The sequence below is a fragment of the Nitrosomonas sp. H1_AOB3 genome (genome assembly GCF_015709435.1).
In the GTDB taxonomy this organism is placed as follows: domain Bacteria; phylum Pseudomonadota; class Gammaproteobacteria; order Burkholderiales; family Nitrosomonadaceae; genus Nitrosomonas; species Nitrosomonas europaea.
Genome location: NZ_CP054389.1, coordinates 1,093,692 through 1,112,376, shown reverse-complemented (window position 1 = coordinate 1,112,376; position 18,685 = coordinate 1,093,692). Strand labels below are relative to the sequence as shown.

Below are 18,685 nucleotides of genomic sequence, written 5' to 3'. Positions count from 1 at the left end.
CAGACTCCTGAAAGGGCGCAGTGCGACAAGCTGGAATTATAATTTTGCAGAGTTTTCTCGGGGTGATCCCATACTGTCGGGGAAACAGATATCAGGCTGGTTTCGAATCTGCTGGACAATGAAATTTGATTCTGATAAAAATAGCAGGCGCTGGTTTTTCAGAGATGGAAGCCAGGCAGCAAGTGACTTATAGAAAGACTATATATTCTTAATTTTATGGGAGACGAAAAATGAAGCTTTCGCTTGTATTGGCTGCTGCACTGGCTGCAACAACTTTTCTGACTGCCTGTATGGATCCTAAACCTGCACAGTATCCACCAAGCATGTCTATGGAACGCGATTCCATGCCCGATAACGTAGACAAGGCAGAAAAAGACAACAATAACTGAGAAAGATATGATTCAAATTTTCTAACCGCCCTTTCGGGCGGTTTTTTTATCCGGTATTTCTTTCTCAATTCGTTTGATCAGGAAAGAAATCTTCAGCCGGCGCCGGTGTGCCGATGTGATACCCCTGAGCAAAATCGATGTCCATCCTGTCCAGGATGTTCAGTATTTCTTTGCTTTCGACGAATTCTGCCGTGATCTTCTTGCCAAATCCCTTTGCTACGGTACACAGGGCGCTGACGAGTATCTGATCATCCGGGCTGCTGGCAAGATTACGGATGAATGTGCCATCGATCTTGACTGCATCAACCGGTAATTCGCGCAGATAGTAGAAGGAAGAGAAGCCCACTCCGAAATCATCCAGGACGAAACCACAACCGAGCTGCTTCAGATCGCGTAAAAGGCTACGTGTCCCGGGAAGATTGTCCAGCGCGGCAGTTTCCGTTATTTCAAATATCAGCAGGCTTGGGTCGATATGGTAGGTGGAGAGTGCCTGGTTGATGGCTGGTAATAACTCCGGATCGTTAAAGGCATGTGCCGACAAATTGATAGACAGACTGATTCGGCTGGTTCCTGTCTGGTTGATTCTGGCAGCAAGTGCAATTGCCTTGCGAAGTACCAGATGATCGATCCTGTGGATAAGCCCGGTATGCTCTGCTGCACGGATGAATGCAGCCGGAGAGTGAATCGTTCCATCTTCATCCCGCATGCGCAGCAAAACTTCGTAATAATGAATCGATCTGTCGCTCAGGGACTGGATAGGCTGCAGATAAAGCAGATACTGATCATGCATATGGGCATATTCAATTTTCTCTTTCCAGTAAACCAGCGTATGCACACGCTCTCGCGCCTGATCGATACTGGAATATACATGCCAGGTTCCACGCCCCGTCTCCTTGGCCTGATACATGGCAAGGTCAGCGGCTGCTAGTAGATCGTGAACATTGTTTCCATGTTCGGGAAAGATCACGATTCCGATACTGGCCGAAATGCTGTGTGTTCTGCCGTTGAATGACAGTTGCGTTTCTCCCAGGCGGGCAAGAATTTTTTTTGCAACTTCGATGGCTGCTTCAGGGGTGATTTCCGGCAGGATGACAGCGAATTCATCTCCACCCAGCCGCCCGGCGATATCGGCGGTGCGAATCGTGCGGGACAGCATGTCAGCGACCATTTTCAACATTGCATCACCTGCCTGATGGCCGCTGGTGTCATTCACGAATTTGAACCGATCCAGATCGAAGAACAGCAGTGCTCCAGGGTGCTGGTATCTTTCTGCCCAGCCGAGTATCTGTTCCAGCTCTTCACTGAATCGGCGACGATTATACAGATTAGTCAGCGGATCATGATCCGCAAGCCATGCCAGATGGCCTTCTACACGTTTGTATTCGGTGATGTCCAGTCCAACCGACAGAATTGCCGAAGGATCATCTTTGGATTGCCATGTCAGGCGTGAATGGAGCCAGGCAATGTGTCGTTTTGAATCATCTTTGCATATCACGACAGCTTCATGTCGTAATTGATCGCGCTGCCCCTGACGGATTTCCAGCAGATGCAGATCGAGATTGTATTGCTCGCTGTCGGAAGCAAGCAGTTCCAGAAAATGTCTGCCTTGCAGCTCACTTTCACTGTAGCGGGTCAGCATTTCCCCATAAGCATTGAGCATCACTATCTTTCCACTGGCATCCTGTGTCAGAACGATGACCTGTGCAGTATCCAGCAAATTTTCAATGAAATCCTTTTCTTTGCTGAGTTCATCACGCTGGCTGATCAGCATTTTGGTGCGGTAGGCAATTTTTTTTTCCAGGTTTTCAAGCTTGTGAGAAAGCGCCAGTGATGCATCATGCATAAGGTCGATTTCATCTTTGAAGAGACGCTTTTTCCAGCGGGAGGCAAGCGTACTGCGAAAACTGCCGAAACCGCCACCGGCCAGCAGTGGCATGATGGAAACAATATGCTTGAGCAGGGATAGCGATGTGGTCAGTATGCTGAACAGGATGATTCCAGAAAGTAACAAACTGCCCAGACCAATGACGATGATGCGCCAAATGGAATCCTGAATTGCCCGAATGGTATCGGTTACTTCGGTGATGATGACCAGCTGTGCCTGGTCAGCGATACGGATTCCCTGCAGAGGGAGCAGTTTTATCTGGTGATATCGACTGCTCCATTTATTCTGAATGCCATGGCTGATGATTTTCAAATCGGGATAGGTTATGGCTGCTTTTTTCAGGATGGCAAAATTCTTCTTGCTGTCTGTCATGGCCGCGATATAGACATCCCATTCGGGGATACTCATGCTGCCATTATTGAGTGATTTACCTTCGCGTGCAGGTATGAGTGTGTTTTTGACAAACAGTCCGATATCCGAACCCGATGCACGCTTGAAATTCAGAAATACATCGACCAGGGACGATCCGATGACGATGGTGCCGACACGTGTGCTTTCAACCAGTAAAGGCTCGATGATGTACTGAGTGCAACTTTCCACACATATCATCAGAGTGGCAGGCTGTTCATGCAGATTGACTTCACGTATGTGATCAAGAATGAGATTGTCGCGATAGCTATTGGCTTCGAAATTACCCCACTTTGCCAGGAGTGAATCGGATGAATCATAAAAGCGCACATCTTCTATATCGTTCTGAATCTGAAACAACGTCCAGTAACGATCGAATGTATCGAAAACTTTATCTGCCGTCCCTGATAAAAGACTGGGTTCCATACCCTTCAGGTAAGGGATGATTCTGACCAGTCCGTGCAGGTTCTCGGAATTACGGCCGATCAGGCTTTCTATTTCTCTGGAATAGCGCTGATACTTTGCTTCTCTTTCCTGATCGATACTGTCGATCAGGCTTTGGTAGTTGATGACGCTGAAAATCGTTACGACGAGCAGCAGAATCAGACTGCTCAGGAGTGAAATTTTCCAGTTTAATCCGATAAATATCCTTGAAGGTTTTTTACCGGTTTTTTTTTGAATATCTGAATCCACGAAGGCAACGGATTTGATTGAGTGATGATTCAGAAACGGTAAGAAGCCTGTATGGCAAACAGATTCCAGTTTTTCTCAGTGTCAGTCTTATCGGGATTATCCAGTGGAGACAGCCAGGCTGTGCCGTTGATCCGGTGATATTCTGTACTCAACATGATGGCTGGCGTAATGTTCCAGCGCAATCCGATAGTAATATCTTTCGCGTAATGATTATGGGCCGGAGCCTTATAGCCCGTTGCTGCTGCATATTTCTTTCCGCTACGATCTTTTCTGTTAGTAAAGAGTAAATCATAACGTAATATTGCTTCCCAGCTTGGAGAGAAACGATAAGTACCCTGCAGGTAGAAGCTTTCTCCTGTCAGATTTTGGTCAAGTCTTGGATCACCAAAGTTACTTAGCCGGAAATGCCTCAATGCATATTCGGATGTTATGCTCCAGCGCTCTGCATTGTATTGAGCGGACAGGATAAGGGGATAAAATTTTACAGAACCCGCATCACGCAGTACATCCTTCTCACCGCTATCATAGACAGCATTGACCTGGGAGCCGCTTATCGCTAGGCGCAACCGGCTATCTGGCAGTTCATAGAGAATGCGACCTAAGTATGAAAGTTCGGATTTGAGGTTTCCAGAGTGTGGTATCGGACCAAGGATGGATGCTTCAGTAGATCGATCATTTACCTGAGGAAACCCAGTTCCAAATTGAACGGTGATATTTCCCCAATTGGTGCGAGATTCTCCATACAGCTGTGCTCCGTCTGAGGCCAGCCCCAGATTTCGCGCTCTGTCAAAATAAATCGACTGAGGCAACAGTATGCTTGGGCGAGTAAATGGCACATCGCGCGTATCATTGTAAAACCCGAACGGATTCTTCATCCTGCCCAAGCGTATACCGATTTCGGCTGCAGGGGTATTGATGAAATTATAATCCAGGAAGCCAAAGTCGATGCGGATACCACCGTTGCTGCCTTCTCCAGCTCTGCGATGGAGCAACTGACCGGATAATTGCAGTTTGGGTGATGGGCGCAGGGAGGCCGTCAGGCCGATTTCCCGAAAATCAAGGCTGCCGGCGTCGTTACTGTGGCCGAAGAAATTGTTCTTGTTCGTCTTGATGTAGCCCTGGCTCAGAAAGCCATTCAGCTTGAACATATCCAGGTTTTGTAATTTAGGCAGCTCTTCAGCCAGACTGGGCCCGGACAGAAAAATCAGTAGCAGGGCTGAGCTGCCTAAAAAGAAAGCTGTAGTAGAAAATCTGCTGTTACTCATCGATATGAACGATCTGGACACTATTATCAATCATGCTTCCATTCAAATAACCGATTGCGCCTGGTGTTGATGCAATCCGTGCACGCATTTCTTCTTCAGTATGCACAACAAATGGTGCTTGTCCAGTTCCGGAATAGACCATGCGATCCCACGCTGATCGCAATTGGTAAGGAAAAATATTCAGTTTCTGTTTTGTAAAAGTGCTGTGTAATGGCGCATCATCCGGCAAAACGAACACTCTGACGGGCAACCCATCCTGCCAGGTTCTGAGACGCATGCCAAAAATGGAACGTAACAGATTTTTGGAAAGATAGTTCGAGTTGACGCCGGGATGGGTGATAACTTCGACCGAACCGTCAAAGGATAAGGCATTACCTGCGAAAGAAAATGTGACCAGCAGGGTAAGAAAAAGAATACCTCGGAGCCAGTAACTAAAGAATCCCATCACAATGACGAGTGTTATCGATACTGATGGTTATCCGATATATAAACATTATCGGTATACGCTGTTTTAAGCGTTTTCTGATGTATGCAGGCCAGGTTCATGGGCCATATTCTTCCGTGATCCGTAACAAGTTCCCAGATTGATCGGTGATCTCGATACATTCTATCGAGTACATCAAGCAAGTAAACGTAATAAGGGGTACGAAGTCCGTGATAATTAGTCGAGGGACCAACCGGATTCAGTTGCAAGCCATAAAACCCCAGTAACCTGTTCAGAGCAGGTTCCATGGATGAAATCAAATGGTAGATGTTATGGCGCGCGCATAGCTGGGCAATTCCAACGACCAGCGCCAGCATCGGATGAGGAAAACGGCGGCGTTCCCGGATTTTGCATTCTGCTCCAACAGAGTGAGATAGCATATTATGCTCGCCTTTTCGTTTGAAAAAATCGCTGAGTATGGCAAAACGTGATATTTCGGCAGTATGTTTCCGGGAGGACGGATCCAGAACAAAATCCGGGTAAAAACAGGTATTGAGTTCTGTCGGGAATCGAGTTTCGAGATTGTGCAGATCAGGCAATATCAGACGGGTAGTGCCAATGTATATTCCGCTCGGTTTATGACGCAGAAGAATATGAACAGAACGATAGTCATATTCATCTTGCTCCAGTCCATCAGGAAATTCTGATCCGCTAAAATTTGGAAAAGTATTATGGACACATAAAATCCGGTAGCGTAAATCGAACACCGTTTTAAGTAATTCCGGTGTGTCGGCATCGATGATTTCGAAATACTGATGAAAAGCTGCTTCGATATCGTTCATACTTTTCCTTGATCAGGCTGTATTTAAGAAGATCTGAGATTCAGATCAGATTTTATTACTGGAATCAGTTTCCAATTCAGGGAATATATGAACGATATGACTTTATATTTTTTCCCTGGGCACCGGCATCATCGTTATTTGTTATATTTTTCCGTATATTTACATGTTATTTAGCCTGAATTCAGACAAACATGTCGTTAAAATAAAACGTACTTTACTATACTTGTGTCGTCAAAATATGACAAGCCGATGTTTGTTGAATAATGGTTGACTGTTTTCGATATCGGGAGCTCATTTATCGAATGACCACGGCTTTTTTACCGGTATCAATTCTCCCTTTTATTTACTGCCGAAATTCAGAATCAGATAAAAATTAAACTTTTATCGGGTGATGCTGTTTGAACCAATATTCCAGCATCATCAGCAGCCATACCATCGTGCCGTGATAACTGGCATGTTCATGAAGATGCTGATCGAGCAGCTGGTCGATGAAATCGGTGCGTATGATGTTGCGTAATTTGAGGTCACTCAGACTGTCTGCAGCAATTTCCCGCAAAGGTCTGTGTGTCTGGAGCCAGACACCGAACGGCAAGCCAAACCCCTGTTTTTGTTTGGTAATGATCTCATCCGGTAAAAAACCACGTAACGCCTGTTTAAAGAAGTAGCGCAACTGCGTTCCTTTCAGTTTCTGTTCAGGAGCAAGCGCAAGAGAAAAAGCGAGTATTTCATCATTAACAAACGGGAAAGCCACTTCCATGCCGGCCAGATGACAGGCCTGGACAACCTTTGGGAAATCATTGTCTGCCAGTGTGAATTTCCAGTCGAAGGCAAGCATGCGGTTAATCAGGCTGCGTGCATGAGACACATCCTGATAGGTTCGTTCAATCAGCAAAGCGGGTTGCGCTGTATCGATCTTTGCCAGTAATTCCGGTGAAAATACAGTTTCAAACCCATAATGTGCCAGCAGATTATAAGTCTCCATGCGATGAGGCATGGGAACCGTTGCCTGTGCGACATAGCTTCGCGCCTTGCGCAGCAGTTTGGGCCCTTTGTTCTCTGGAAGAGACAAAATAAAGGGAGAAAGCAGGTAATTTCTCAGGGGTGCCGGAATTTTGTCGTAAAGTGAAAAAATATATTGTTTTGCGTAACGTACATTACCACCGAACAGCTCATCACCCCCATCGCCACCGAGTAGCAAGTCGAGTCCATCATTTCTGGCCATGCGCCCGCAGTAATAAGCCGGAAGCGCCGATGCATTACCAAAGGGTTGATCGAAGACCGAGGCAATCAACGGGATCGTTTCTACGACATCGTCTGGTGTGACATAGTATTCATGGTGATCAGTCGCGAAATGCCGGGCGGCAATACGTGCGTAATGCATTTCATCGTAGCCGGTGGCTTCAAAGCCGATTGAATAGGTTTTGGCGGGTTCACCCGTGACTTCTGTCAATATCCCTGCCAGAGTGGAACTGTCTGTCCCCCCGCTCAGAAATGTACCTGCTTTCTGACCCTGTACCGCTTCACTGACACTTTTTCTGAGCAGGGAGAGAAATTCCTGTTGAAGCTCGGGGAAGGGGCGTTTTATATCTTCATCAAACCGGATTTGCGTATAACGGCCGATTTCCGTGTGGCCATCGTGGAAATGCAGATATTCACCAGGAAGCAGGCGCTTCTGGGCCAGATATATGGTATCCGGCCCCGGTATCATGTGAAAGTAAAGGTAGTTGAGCAGCCCTTGCGGATTGATTTCAGTATTGGCCCGGGGATGGGTGAGCAGGGCATCGGCAGAAGTGCCAAACAAAATTCCGTCGTCACCTGGCGACTGGTAATAAAGTACGTGTGTACCCAGTGGATCAATGGCCAGAGCGACTTCACGTGCATGGCTGTCCACGATGCAGCAAACGAATTCGCCAGCAAGATCGGAGAAGGCATGCCTGCCTTTCTGCCGCCACTGATCTGCAAGTGCCGCTGCCATTCCTTTGGCATCGATGGCTGTCTGCAGATCTGTATTCCGGGATTTTATCCTTCCCCAGATCCCTACCAGTAAGCCTTCTTTTTCATACAGATGTGCATGGCTTGTTTTTGCAGTGACGGAGAGAGTGGCATTACCCCGTACTGCCGTCTGTACAGGGCTGTTGTCAAAGCGAATCAGCGAACCGGCCATGCGATCAATGATCTGCTGATTTTCGATTGCCAGGTGATCTGCTCCCAGCCAGCCACATATTCCGCTCATATCATCTCCTCATTCGATGTTGAATTCATGTTATTCCCGGATATGATTTCAACATGATTTGTTCTCTACATTGTTGTGAATCATTATTTGTCACACATGTGGTGTGTGATTGGTGTTTTCCGCGGCATGCCGGCAGAGTGCCATTTCCAGGTGATCAGCCGGACCATCTACTGCAGCAGGTGCGGGTTTGATAAATTTTCTCAGATCAGGATTTCCAGCGGAGCAGGGTGACTGAGAAAAGCAGTGGGGCTGGCAGTCAGCCCGTAGGCTCCCGACTGGAACACGACGACCAGATCCCCGGGTTCGGCCCTGGACAGTTCCATCCGGTCGGCAAGCAGATCCAGCGGCGTACAAAGAGGTCCTACTACTGACACGATTTCGGTTTCATCGATTTTCATTTTATTGCCAATGGCAACCGGATAATTTTTGCGAATGACCTGGCCAAAATTTCCGGATGCCGCCAGATGATGGTGCAGGCCGCCGTTGGTGACTAGAAAAGTCTGTCCTCTCGATATTTTTTTTTCCAGTACGCGGCAAACATAAATACCTGCTTCTGCCACGATGTATCGCCCCAGTTCGATCACGAACCGGGTAGCCGAAAATTGAGAGGGAATCTCTGCCAGCAACCGTTGCAGATTGGTTCCCACAGCATTCAAGTCCAGCGGGCTCTCACCGGGGAAATAAGGTACACCAAACCCACCTCCGATATTGATGGCACGAACAGGTACGGGTGAGGTAGAAGCAAGTTGTAAACCCAGTTGCAGTGTTTTTTCATGGGCTTCCCGCAAGGCTTCGACCCGGAGATTCTGTGATCCGCTGAAAATATGCAATCCCTCAAAATCGAACCTGAGCTGTGCGATACGTTGCAGTACTGCCGGAACACATTCAGCATCGATACCAAACTGTTTGGAACCTCCTCCCATTTTCATTCCGGAAGATTTCAGCTCGAAATCAGGGTTGACCCGTACTGCGACTTTGGGCTGGAAACCGGTCTCTTCTGCCAGTTGCGCAATCGTTTCCAGCTCGTACTCGGATTCCACATTGATGATGATACCCGCTGCAATGGCACATATCAGTTCCTGACGACTTTTTCCCGGCCCTGCAAAACTGATGTTTTCGGGCGTAATGCCAGCATCCAGTGCCACTTTCATTTCGCCAATTGAAGCCACATCCATGCCATCCACCAGCCCGGCCAGATGCTGTACTACGGCGGGCATAGGGTTGGCTTTCATGGCGTAATGCAGATGAATACCTGCCGGTAAATGCTGCCTGAGGAATTGAATACGTGCAGAGATCAGCTTGCGATCGTAAGCATAGAAAGGGGTGGTTCCAATACGTTGTGCCAGGCGCGTGAGTGGAAGATCGCCGATGACGAGACAGTGGTCGCGTATCGGAAACTGGGTCATCGGTGCATGTTTGGGATGCGTCATGATTCTCCTGCCTGGAAAGCCTGCTGAAATTCACCAGCCAGCATTTTCCGGTCTATTTTTCCATTCGGATTACGAGGCAGACTGGTTTGTCTCAATTCGATCAAAGCGGGTTGCATGAAAGCAGGCAAGTGCTGTTTGCAAGCCGATTGCAGCACATCCCGGTCGAGCGCGAATCCGGTTCTGGGAACGGCCACGACCACGATAGCCTGGCCGAGTGTAGGGTGGGGAACCCCGAAAGCGGCCGCTTCAGCAACTTTTTCGGTTGCGTAAATGACTTCTTCCACTTCAGTCGGGCTGACGCGGTAGCCGGAGGTTTTGATCATATCGTCGCGTCGGCCGATGAAATACAGATAACCTTCATCATCCATGCGCACCGTATCACCCGACCAGACCGCAAGTTCGGGAATGGTCAATCCGGATTGACGGGGAGTCAGCGGCCGGAAGCAAGCAGCCGTTTTATCCGCATCGTTCCAGTAACCCAGTGAAACGAGTGGCCCGCGGTGTACCAGTTCACCCGGTTCACCCGGTGCGCAATGGGAACCATCCTCGCGCAGTACCATGACTTCGGCATTAGGAATCGCTTTGCCCATGGAATCCGGTCGTTTGTCCACTTCCCCGGGAGGGAGGTAAGTTGAGCGAAAGGCTTCGGTCAGACCATACATCAGAAAAATCTGTGTATCGGGTAACGCACTGCGCAGATGTGCCAGAGTCGCGCGGGGCATTGCGCCGCCCGAATTAGTGATGTAGCGCAGAGTCTGCGCATCTTTCCAGTCCAATTGCGCCAGCTGCGCCCACAATGGCGGCACTGCGGCCAGTCCGGTCACCTGTTCCTGTTTAACCGTGGTAAGGATATCGCGCGGTAACAGGTAATTCATCAAAATGGCAGTGGCTCCGGTGTAAAACGCAGTATTCAGTTGATTCAATCCATAGTCGAAGCTGAGCGGCAACACTGCCAGTATCCGGTCATCAGGCCGGTTATTCAGATACCGGGAAACACTTATGGCGCCAGTCACCAGATTGCGATGGGAGAGCACCACCCCCTTGGGTTTGCCGGTACTTCCCGAGGTATACAAAATTGCAGCCATATCGCTGTCGATGCAGTCTGGTAACCGTGCAGCATCTGAAAGTGTCTGTGTCTGTCTCCATGAAACGACATTCAATCCGGGAAGTGATGCTTTGTGCAGATCACCGGTGATGATCACAGTATGCAGATCATGACATTGTGGTAATACCGGGCTGAGCAGATCGAGTCTCTCGGCAGAGGTTATCAATATCCGGACATTACAGTCTTTGAGGATATAGGCGACCTGTTCGGCTTTGAGCAGCGGATTGACGGGAACGAACGCGCCTCCTGCCGCGGATGCGCCAAACAGGGCAATGACCGTTTCGAGTCGTTTCTCGAGATAGACGGCCAAACGTTCTCCGCGACCCAGCCCGAGCGTATGCAAAGCGCTGGCAATCGATTGCACTGCTTCAGATAATGCCGCATAGGAGAGATGCCGTTTCTGATCGATCAATGCTGTGGAATCGGGATACCGGGCAGCTGACTGATAAATCAGCTCATGAAAAAGATTGGACATCGATCAGTATGTACAAGTCATGAAATGATTGGATTCTACAGCCTATTTGAGCCCGTGACGATTCATCAGGTCATAAAGAGTGGGGCGGGTAACCCCTAGAAGTTCCGCTGCCTTGGCAACATTGCCATTTACCCGTGCCAGCACTTTGATGAGCGTCTCGTGTTCAGCCTTGTCTCTGACTTCACGCAAGGTGACTGGCGCAAAACTATCGGCTGCCGGTTGTAATCCGAGATCGGCAGCAGTGATTTGTGAGCCTTCTGCCATGATGACTGCGCGTTTGATGCAGTTTTCGATTTCGCGGATATTTCCCGGCCAGGAATAGCTGCCGATTGCATCCAGTGCATCCTGGCTGAAATTGAGGGATTGGCGTTTTTCTTTTACCCGGAACTGGTTTTTGAAGTGATGCGCAAGTAAGACAGCGTCGCCGATACGATCGCGAAGCGCCGGAATATGGATACTGATTTCACACAGACGATAATACAAATCCTCGCGGAAGGTACCGGCCTCGATCATTTTTTTCAGGTTCTGGTGGGTTGCGCAGACGATTCGTACATCTACCGGGATCAGCTCCCTGCCGCCGATGCGTTCGATGACGCGCTCCTGCAGGAATCTCAGCAGTTTTGCCTGTAACGATAGCGGCAAATCACCGATCTCATCCAGGAAAAATGTACCTCCCTGTGCCAGTTCGATTTTGCCTGGTGTCTGTTTGACTGCTCCTGAGAAGGCACCTTTTTCATAGCCAAACAACTCTGCTTCCAGCAGGGATTCAGGAATGGCCGCACAATTGACTGCAACCATGCGTTTACTGTTCCGGTCGCTCAACTGGTGAAGTGCCTTGGCCAATACTTCCTTGCCGGTTCCACTTTCACCCAGCAGGGTGACCGTAACGTCGGAAGACGCGATACGCTCGATTTGCTGGCATATTTTGACCATACCAGGATCATTGGTGATGAGTCCGGGAATGGCAGTGCTTGAAGAAGATTTCAACAGTTCGCGATTTTCGCGCTGCAACCGGTGCAAATAGAACGCCCGGTTTACGATCAGGCTGAGCACGTTGGCATCGAGAGGTTTCTGGTGAAAATCATATGCACCCATGTTGATTGCTTTCAGTGCATTTTCGTGATTCTGGTTGCCCGTCAGCACGATTACCTTGGTATCAGGTGCCACGGCAAGAATCTGCTGCAAAGTTGCCAATCCTTCCGTTGCACCATCCGGATCAGGTGGCAATCCCAAATCCATGGTCACGACAGCAGGCTCATGCCGGCGGATTTGTGCAAGCGCACTTTCACGATCTGAGGCAACAGCCACATTGCAATCATCGAAACTCCAGCGTAACTGTTTCTGGAGCCCTGGATCATCTTCTATTACGAGCAGTTTTTTTTGTATCTGATTTGCATTCATGTCATTGCTGCTAAAGGTTCCGGGTGGATAACGAAGTTATTTTGTTGCATCAAGTACTCTCAGGGATATTGAAATCAAAACCGGTCGTTTGTTACGGGTTGAACAACCGGGGAAATCTTTTGTATTTCAAGGTTTTGTTCCTCTCGAAGCAAGTGAGCAATGAAATAGACAATGTAAGTTTTATCGACACCTTTTCGCAGATATTAAGCCAAACTGGATCAGACGGGAAGAAAGTAGCGATCCATCAATGATCCGCTCTGAATTCGGCCGGATGGAGATACAAAATCTGTTGTGCTGCGCCGGGCATGAATGATACTCGCCTTCTTGCCACCCAATCGGAATGACCGCTGCCGTAGTAAGGAGAAAGTGGATGGCCGCTCTGGCCTCCCGGCATTTCGAAATAACCCTGTTCTTCCTCGCCAGGTGCAACGACGAAGCGCAGCGAAGCACCAAAATCGGGTGCCTGAACACGTGGCATGTGGTGATCGCCGGGTAACTGGTCGGCAGGCATGTTCAGCCATGCGGCAATCCATGACGGCAGGGCGCGGCTGAACGGGTGCCGGATATCGGCGGTATTTTCTTCTCCCCAGTTGCGTGCCACTATGCCGCCAGGCTGGGCTTGCATCTGTTCTGCTATCCGGCGTGCGCATGCTGCCAGCATGCTGTCCCAGTCACTGTCATCGGCGGGTAATAAATGAAGCGGCCGTTGTTCGATCAGTTTCCATACCGCATGTTCGGCCTGGCTAAGGCGTGGTATTTCAAATTCAGGATAATCAGATTTTACTTTGGCAGTTAAACCGCTGAGCACCTGTTTCATGACTTCGAGACGAAAACTGCGTACGATCCGGTAAGCAACTGATTGCACAGAAGCATGTCCGTTCCAGTCAAGCAGCACTTGTTGCATTTCGTTGCGCCATACGGTGGATGGTGTTTTTTGCAATATTTCATCCAATAGTTGCTTCCAGCGAGCGAGAAGCAGTGCACGATCATCCAGTTGGATGGCGAGCAGATCTGAGGGTGAAAAGTGATCGTGCGCATATAATTCATCCCGGATCTGCCGGCTGCGGGCACCGAGCTCATATCCACCATCTCCCAGCTTGCTTAATAAGGCGCCATCGATCATTCTTGAATTGCCATTCCAAAGGCGCATATCCGGTGGATTGATAACCAGCGGGTAATCAGCAGGCGCAAGCCAGCCATTCCAGCCTGCAGACTGCTTGCTCCAGTCTGCAGGCAGTCCCGGATCATAGTTACCTGTGCGCTGGGGAATACGGCCGGCAATCGTCCAGGCGATATCCCCATTTTTGCTTCCGGCAATGAAATTTTGTGCCGGGATACCCATATTCCAAGCAATAGCTGCCGCTTTCTCCAGGTTGTCAGCCTGTTCCAGTTCGACGATATCGAAATTGACCGCACCAGGCTGGTGCGCAGTCCAGACCAGTGCCAGAGGAGTACCGTCAAAATCCTGTGCAAGGATTGGTCCCCATTCGGTTTCGCGGATTTCGAGGGTTTCGTCGGGCGCACCCCGCACATGCAGTGTTTCATGCCATGTTTTCACAGATTTCCATTCACCTTGGCTAATATAGCGAGCGGGATTTTCCGGATCGGGATTTACTCTGACCCAATCGGTAAAATCGCCGTAGGAATTGGTAAATCCCCAGGCGATATGGCGGTTGGAGCCGGCAACGATAGCCGGTGTACCCGGAAGACTGACGCCGATCACATCGATCTTTTGGTTTGCATGTCTGGCATCCGGGTAAATCAGCCGGGTACGAAACCATAAACCGGGTACTCGCAAGGTCAGATGCATATCGTTGGCCACCAGTGCACTGCCATTCGTCAGGTGTCCTCCCACGGCAAATCCATTGCTGCCAACCGAGGGGAATTCCTGGAAACCGTTATCCGCTAAAGCCTGTTTGCTGGTGGAACGTAAATCGAAGTCGGCAGCAGGAGGGTAAGGTGGCCACTCAAAATAACTGCCGTCCAGTGGTGCATCCCACTCGCCTCCACTGGCCGTCAGGAACCGATAGGCAGATTCCGGCAGGGAAGCATGCATCATCGACAATCCCAGTTCACGATCAAAGTTGTTTCCCTGCAGCGTCATGTACATGGCCAGTACGATCAGCAGGCTGTCTTCACTTTGCCAGGCACGGGGCATGGTTTGCGTAAGCAGGTAACCAAACTGTCTGATCCTGAGACTGTCCAGTCCCGTATTGACGCCATCCCGATAAGCCTCGAGCAAACGGAGCTGATCTTGTGGCAGTGTTTTCAGCATGGTCTGTGCCCGGGCACGCATGCGATGCACCCGCGCTTTGCGATCAGCCGGCAACGCAACCGTACCGAATAATTCTGCCAGTTCTCCGGCAGCCTTGCGGCGCATCAGGTCCATTTCCAGGAAACGTTCCTGTGCATGGATAAAACCCAGTCCACGCGCCAGATCGAGCCGATTCCCGCCATTCAGCGTCACCGTGCCGAGAGCATCGCGTTCGACTGTTACGATATCGGTTAGCCCGGGAACGGATTGTTCTCCTTCATAAACGGGCAGGCTGCCTTTTAAAAGCGACCAGGCCGTGAGTAGTATGACCATCACAAGTGCGGACAGAAAAAACAGGGATTTACGCAACATATTTATGATTCACTCTCCAAAGCGATTACTGCCGGGATTGTAACAATGGTGACCATCGTACTTGCAAGAAACTGGAGTCATCTCAAGTCAACGATCATCGTTTTAACTTGTCCACAATTCCTGTGGATAAGTTTGTGTACAATTTGGGAATGAGTCACTTAAGGTTGTCTTTTCAAACGGGATTCTCAAGTCTGCTGAAATTTTGCACACAAATTTTATTTTTTAAAAACAGTTACTTATATTGAACTCCAATACTGGTGCGGGTTTGCAGGGTTGTCAATATCCCTGATGGCAGGATGTGGATATTTTTATGTGTGTCAAGAAAAATTCTGATGACATTTGAAAAATCAGGGTTTTTATATTTTCCAAAGCAGCGATCAGATGTGATTCTCTGTGTTATTTCCCGCTCTGGAATGCATGATGAACGATTTTTCGGATGAGACAGGATGAGCGTGAATGATCTCGAATCGCTGATCAGTCAGGTACGCCGCTGTACCTTGTGCGCCGAACATTTACCGCTGGGTCCGAGACCGGTGTTTCAATTGCATGAAACTGCCCGTATTCTGATTGCCAGCCAGGCACCGGGCAGGCGGGTACACGAAACCGGTTTGCCGTTCAATGATCCCAGTGGTGACCGATTGCGCGAATGGCTGAACATGACTCGTACAACCTTTTATGATCCCCGCAGGATCGCGATTTTACCCATGGGGTTGTGTTTTCCGGGAACAGGAAAATCTGGTGATTTGCCGCCTCGGCCTGAATGTGCACCTGCGTGGCGGTCGGCATTGTTGTCGCATTTGAAAAATATCAGACTGACCCTGCTGGTAGGCCAGTATGCCCAAGCCTACTATTTTACCCGACAGGGTAGAAAACCAGTGGCAACGCTGACCGAGAATGTTCGATCCTGGCAGAAATTCTGGCCTGACATCATGCCACTTCCCCATCCAAGCCCGCGTAATAACCTTTGGCTGAGGCGCAATCCATGGTTTGAGGAAGAAATCATCCCGGCACTTCAGGAACGTGTAGCGATGATTCTGAATCAGACAACCGGTTCCTGAGTCCCTATACCGGATAACGTCCGGTGTCATTCATTCCCGGTCAGAAATGCCTAATCTACGGGCTGATTTGTATCGGGTTACAGTGAATAATAATTAATTCATTGAACTTTATATCTGAAATTTTACCTGATTCAAGAAGAGGTGGCAGTGCCTGGATATGCCATTTCGATTATTTGTTTGTATTGGGTTTCTGCTTTACGGGTGTGTAACTGTGGAGTAGAGTAAATAACAGGCGCCTATTCATTAACTCAGAAAGCGATTTGCATTTGCAAATCATTAACAACCATAACCTGAAAGGAGTGGTAAATCATGAGTAATAGAGAAGCTTATATCAAGAAGGCTGAAGCGCAGTTAAAAGAGTGGGGGGCACAAATCGATCTCCTGAAAGCAAAAGGAGAAAACCTGGCTGCTGATACCGAAATCGAGTTCAAGAAAAAATTAGATGAGGCAGAAGAAAAACGAGCTGAACTCTCATCTTATCTGGATCAGCTGGCAGATAAAACAGACAGTATCTGGGATGACATAAAGGATGAAGCAGAAGAAAAATGGAATACTGTCAGCAAAACATTTTCCGATTTTGTCGATAAATTCAAGTAAACAGACCGAATCTTCCAACTAAAACGGAGGGGACTATGTTTAATATGGCATTAGTTTTCTTTCTCATTGCTGTTCTGGCTGGAATCCTGGGTTTTGCAGGTATTGCAGGAACGCTTGCATGGGCAGCGAAAGTGTTGTTCTTTGCAGGTCTGATCCTCACGGTAGTTTTTTATCTGCTGGGCAAAAGAACACCCCCTGTTTGAATCGGTATTCCCGGTAAGAATTCAGGTAATTGATCACGCCATACGAGGATGTTTGTATGTTCTGATTTTAAATAAAGGAGTAGAAAAATGAAAAAAACCTATCTGCTGTCAACCGTTCTTCTTATGTTCCTGTCATCTTCCGTCATCGCAGAGGAAACTCTCACCGAGAAACTGGAAACAAAGACAAATGATGTTGAAAGGGCAACCAATAAAGCGATCAATCGTGCACAGGAAGCCACCTGCACAGACAGTGATGCTGAATGTTTGAAGCAAAAAGCAAAGAACAGGGCAAGTGAAGCTTATGACGCTACTAAAGACAAAGCATCTGAAATCAAAAATAAAGTTGACTGATACAAGATCATCTCATCTTAATACAGTAATCTCATATTTATCGGGCAGCAACCACTGATTGTGGCTCTGCCCGTCAATTCTTTCTCACCCTTTTCACAAAACCAGAATGGTTAGTGTCATGCCTGAGGGGGTCCAGGCCAGCAGGTGAAGTCGTATCAACTCCCCTCGTGTTGATCATGCCATGGAGCTGATCGTCCTGCGGAAACGGGCAAGTGCCAGCGTGAAAAAAATACTGCCAATCGCAAGCAAAGCGAGAAATTCCGGCCAGACGATACCAAAATCTGCACCACGATAGAGAATGGCCTGAGCAAGCGAGACGAAATGGGTGGTTGGTGCTGCAAGCATGAGGTACTGCACTGCCTCGGGCATACTTTCACGTGGTGTCATGCCACCGGACAGCATTTGCAGTGGCAGCAGAATAATGATCATCAGCAGCCCCATTTGCGGCATTGAACGTGCTACCGTGCCAAGGAAAATGCCCATCGAGGTCGTGGCGAACAGATGTAATGTCATGCCCATGACGAACAGTCCGATCGAACCTTCGATCGGTACGTTGAGCAAATCCTGTACGACAAAGACGAGTGAGGCAGTAGCCACGATGGCGACGACCAGACCCATCGACCATACTTTGGCCAGCATGATCTCGAAAGGGGTCAGTGGCATGACCAGCAGATGTTCGATAGTGCCGTGCTCACGTTCACGGATCAGTGCTGCGCCGGTGAGGATGATGGATAGCATGGTAATGCTGTTGATGACTTCCATCACCGAACCAAACCATACCGAGCTCAGATTCGGATTGAAGCGTGCACGTATTTCAAGTTCTGCCGGCCAGGCAGGAAGTGTCCGATAGCGTTGAGAGAATGCAGTGACTTCACCCGTAACGATATTCTGGATATAGCCGCTGCCGATAAAGGCTTGGGACATACGCGTCGCATCGACATTGAGCTGAATGGCAGGCCGGCGTCCAGCCAGTACATCGCGTTGAAAATCAGGCGGAATATCGAGCACGAAAGTGTACAGACCGGTATCCATACCCGGATCGGCAGCGTACTGCTCGATGATGAGCGGTGGCAGGAAATGGGGAGGATAAAAGGCATCGATGATACGCAATGACAGAGGTGATCGATCTTCATCGATGATGGCGACAGGGGCCTTATGCAATGATTCCGGCAGGCCGGTGGCAGTCAGGTACACCTGGCCGGTGAACGCGAACAGAATCAGGAACAGCATCAGTTTGTCACGTCCCAGGCTGCGCAATTCCTTGATCCCAAGGTGAAAGGCATTGAGCAGGGTGAGCATT

General features: G+C 48.9%; 15 protein-coding genes. 5 read left to right on the top strand and 10 right to left on the bottom strand.

Translation table 11 applies throughout. The features are described 5' to 3' along the window. The first annotated feature begins 230 nt into the window (after positions 1-230). Positions 231-389 (top strand): hypothetical protein, encoded by a 159-nt coding sequence (locus HRU73_RS05265; protein ID WP_276678386.1) that lies wholly within the window; start codon positions 231-233, stop codon positions 387-389. 64 nt (positions 390-453) lie between these two features. On the opposite strand, the gene HRU73_RS05260 is transcribed toward HRU73_RS05265, so the two are convergent. The 9 genes from HRU73_RS05260 to HRU73_RS05220 form a co-directional block, all read right to left on the bottom strand. Further along, a complete protein-coding gene (locus HRU73_RS05260; RefSeq protein ID WP_287399743.1) occupies positions 454-3,375 on the bottom strand; it encodes a bifunctional diguanylate cyclase/phosphodiesterase in 2,922 nt (973 codons plus the stop codon). Between the two features lie 29 nt (positions 3,376-3,404). Then, the gene (locus tag HRU73_RS05255; protein ID WP_287399741.1) at positions 3,405-4,640 is read right to left on the bottom strand and encodes a hypothetical protein; all 1,236 of its coding nucleotides are present in this window, start codon (positions 4,638-4,640) and stop codon (positions 3,405-3,407) included. Next, complete coding sequence (locus HRU73_RS05250) at positions 4,633-5,085, bottom strand: type 2 periplasmic-binding domain-containing protein (protein WP_281871138.1); 453 nt, start codon at positions 5,083-5,085, stop codon at positions 4,633-4,635. The genes HRU73_RS05255 and HRU73_RS05250 overlap by 8 nt, the downstream gene beginning before the upstream one ends. 14 nt (positions 5,086-5,099) lie before the next feature. Further along, positions 5,100-5,906 (bottom strand): PEP-CTERM/exosortase system-associated acyltransferase, encoded by an 807-nt coding sequence (locus HRU73_RS05245; protein ID WP_287399739.1) that lies wholly within the window; start codon positions 5,904-5,906, stop codon positions 5,100-5,102. Positions 5,907-6,279: 373 nt separating this feature from the next. Then, positions 6,280-8,139 carry an asparagine synthetase B family protein gene (locus HRU73_RS05240; protein WP_287399737.1) on the bottom strand — a complete coding sequence of 620 codons (1,860 nt, stop codon included), beginning with the start codon at positions 8,137-8,139 and terminating at the stop codon, positions 6,280-6,282. A 200-nt stretch (positions 8,140-8,339) separates the two neighbouring features. Further along, on the bottom strand, positions 8,340-9,569 hold the full coding sequence (locus tag HRU73_RS05235; protein ID WP_287399736.1) for a pyridoxal-dependent decarboxylase, exosortase A system-associated: 1,230 nt from the start codon (positions 9,567-9,569) through the stop codon (positions 8,340-8,342). Then, positions 9,566-11,149, bottom strand: coding sequence for an acyl-CoA ligase (AMP-forming), exosortase A system-associated (locus tag HRU73_RS05230; RefSeq protein WP_287399734.1), 1,584 nt, complete (start codon positions 11,147-11,149; stop codon positions 9,566-9,568). Before HRU73_RS05230 ends, HRU73_RS05235 begins: the two co-directional genes overlap by 4 nt. 42 nt (positions 11,150-11,191) lie before the next feature. Beyond that, positions 11,192-12,550 (bottom strand): PEP-CTERM-box response regulator transcription factor, encoded by a 1,359-nt coding sequence (gene prsR / locus HRU73_RS05225; RefSeq protein WP_287399732.1) that lies wholly within the window; start codon positions 12,548-12,550, stop codon positions 11,192-11,194. A 244-nt stretch (positions 12,551-12,794) separates the two neighbouring features. After that, on the bottom strand, positions 12,795-15,176 hold the full coding sequence (locus HRU73_RS05220; RefSeq protein WP_287399730.1) for a penicillin acylase family protein: 2,382 nt from the start codon (positions 15,174-15,176) through the stop codon (positions 12,795-12,797). A gap of 446 nt (positions 15,177-15,622) precedes the next feature. Between HRU73_RS05220 and HRU73_RS05215 the strand changes: the two genes are divergently transcribed. The 4 genes from HRU73_RS05215 (at position 15,623) to HRU73_RS05200 (ending at position 17,385) form a co-directional block, all read left to right on the top strand. After that, positions 15,623-16,234, top strand: a complete 612-nt coding sequence (locus HRU73_RS05215) for a uracil-DNA glycosylase family protein (protein ID WP_287399728.1) — start codon at positions 15,623-15,625, stop codon at positions 16,232-16,234. A 309-nt stretch (positions 16,235-16,543) separates the two neighbouring features. Further along, on the top strand, positions 16,544-16,831 hold the full coding sequence (locus tag HRU73_RS05210) for a sll1863 family stress response protein (RefSeq protein ID WP_011111714.1): 288 nt from the start codon (positions 16,544-16,546) through the stop codon (positions 16,829-16,831). A 44-nt stretch (positions 16,832-16,875) separates the two neighbouring features. Then, on the top strand, positions 16,876-17,034 hold the full coding sequence (locus HRU73_RS05205; RefSeq protein ID WP_234989062.1) for a DUF1328 domain-containing protein: 159 nt from the start codon (positions 16,876-16,878) through the stop codon (positions 17,032-17,034). 87 nt (positions 17,035-17,121) lie between these two features. Beyond that, positions 17,122-17,385 carry a hypothetical protein gene (locus tag HRU73_RS05200; protein WP_041356666.1) on the top strand — a complete coding sequence of 88 codons (264 nt, stop codon included), beginning with the start codon at positions 17,122-17,124 and terminating at the stop codon, positions 17,383-17,385. A gap of 174 nt (positions 17,386-17,559) precedes the next feature. Here the strand turns inward: HRU73_RS05200 and HRU73_RS05195 are convergent, their stop codons facing one another. Further along, positions 17,560-18,684 (bottom strand): ABC transporter permease, encoded by a 1,125-nt coding sequence (locus tag HRU73_RS05195; protein WP_281871129.1) that lies wholly within the window; start codon positions 18,682-18,684, stop codon positions 17,560-17,562. Between the last annotated feature and the right edge of the window lies 1 nt (position 18,685).

What these genes read in the sequence shown, in the direction of transcription:
- HRU73_RS05265 (WP_276678386.1), top strand. Translation starts at nt 231, where the DNA reads ATGAAGCTTTCGCTTGTATTGGCTGCTGCACTGGCTGCAACAACTTTT.
- HRU73_RS05255 (WP_287399741.1), bottom strand. Translation starts at nt 4,640, where the DNA reads ATGAGTAACAGCAGATTTTCTACTACAGCTTTCTTTTTAGGCAGCTCA.
- HRU73_RS05250 (WP_281871138.1), bottom strand. Translation starts at nt 5,085, where the DNA reads ATGGGATTCTTTAGTTACTGGCTCCGAGGTATTCTTTTTCTTACCCTG.
- HRU73_RS05245 (WP_287399739.1), bottom strand. Translation starts at nt 5,906, where the DNA reads ATGAACGATATCGAAGCAGCTTTTCATCAGTATTTCGAAATCATCGAT.
- HRU73_RS05240 (WP_287399737.1), bottom strand. Translation starts at nt 8,139, where the DNA reads ATGAGCGGAATATGTGGCTGGCTGGGAGCAGATCACCTGGCAATCGAA.
- HRU73_RS05235 (WP_287399736.1), bottom strand. Translation starts at nt 9,569, where the DNA reads ATGACGCATCCCAAACATGCACCGATGACCCAGTTTCCGATACGCGAC.
- HRU73_RS05230 (WP_287399734.1), bottom strand. Translation starts at nt 11,149, where the DNA reads ATGTCCAATCTTTTTCATGAGCTGATTTATCAGTCAGCTGCCCGGTAT.
- prsR (WP_287399732.1), bottom strand. Translation starts at nt 12,550, where the DNA reads ATGAATGCAAATCAGATACAAAAAAAACTGCTCGTAATAGAAGATGAT.
- HRU73_RS05220 (WP_287399730.1), bottom strand. Translation starts at nt 15,176, where the DNA reads ATGTTGCGTAAATCCCTGTTTTTTCTGTCCGCACTTGTGATGGTCATA.
- HRU73_RS05215 (WP_287399728.1), top strand. Translation starts at nt 15,623, where the DNA reads ATGAGCGTGAATGATCTCGAATCGCTGATCAGTCAGGTACGCCGCTGT.
- HRU73_RS05210 (WP_011111714.1), top strand. Translation starts at nt 16,544, where the DNA reads ATGAGTAATAGAGAAGCTTATATCAAGAAGGCTGAAGCGCAGTTAAAA.
- HRU73_RS05205 (WP_234989062.1), top strand. Translation starts at nt 16,876, where the DNA reads ATGGCATTAGTTTTCTTTCTCATTGCTGTTCTGGCTGGAATCCTGGGT.
- HRU73_RS05200 (WP_041356666.1), top strand. Translation starts at nt 17,122, where the DNA reads ATGAAAAAAACCTATCTGCTGTCAACCGTTCTTCTTATGTTCCTGTCA.
- HRU73_RS05195 (WP_281871129.1), bottom strand. Translation starts at nt 18,684, where the DNA reads ATGCTCACCCTGCTCAATGCCTTTCACCTTGGGATCAAGGAATTGCGC.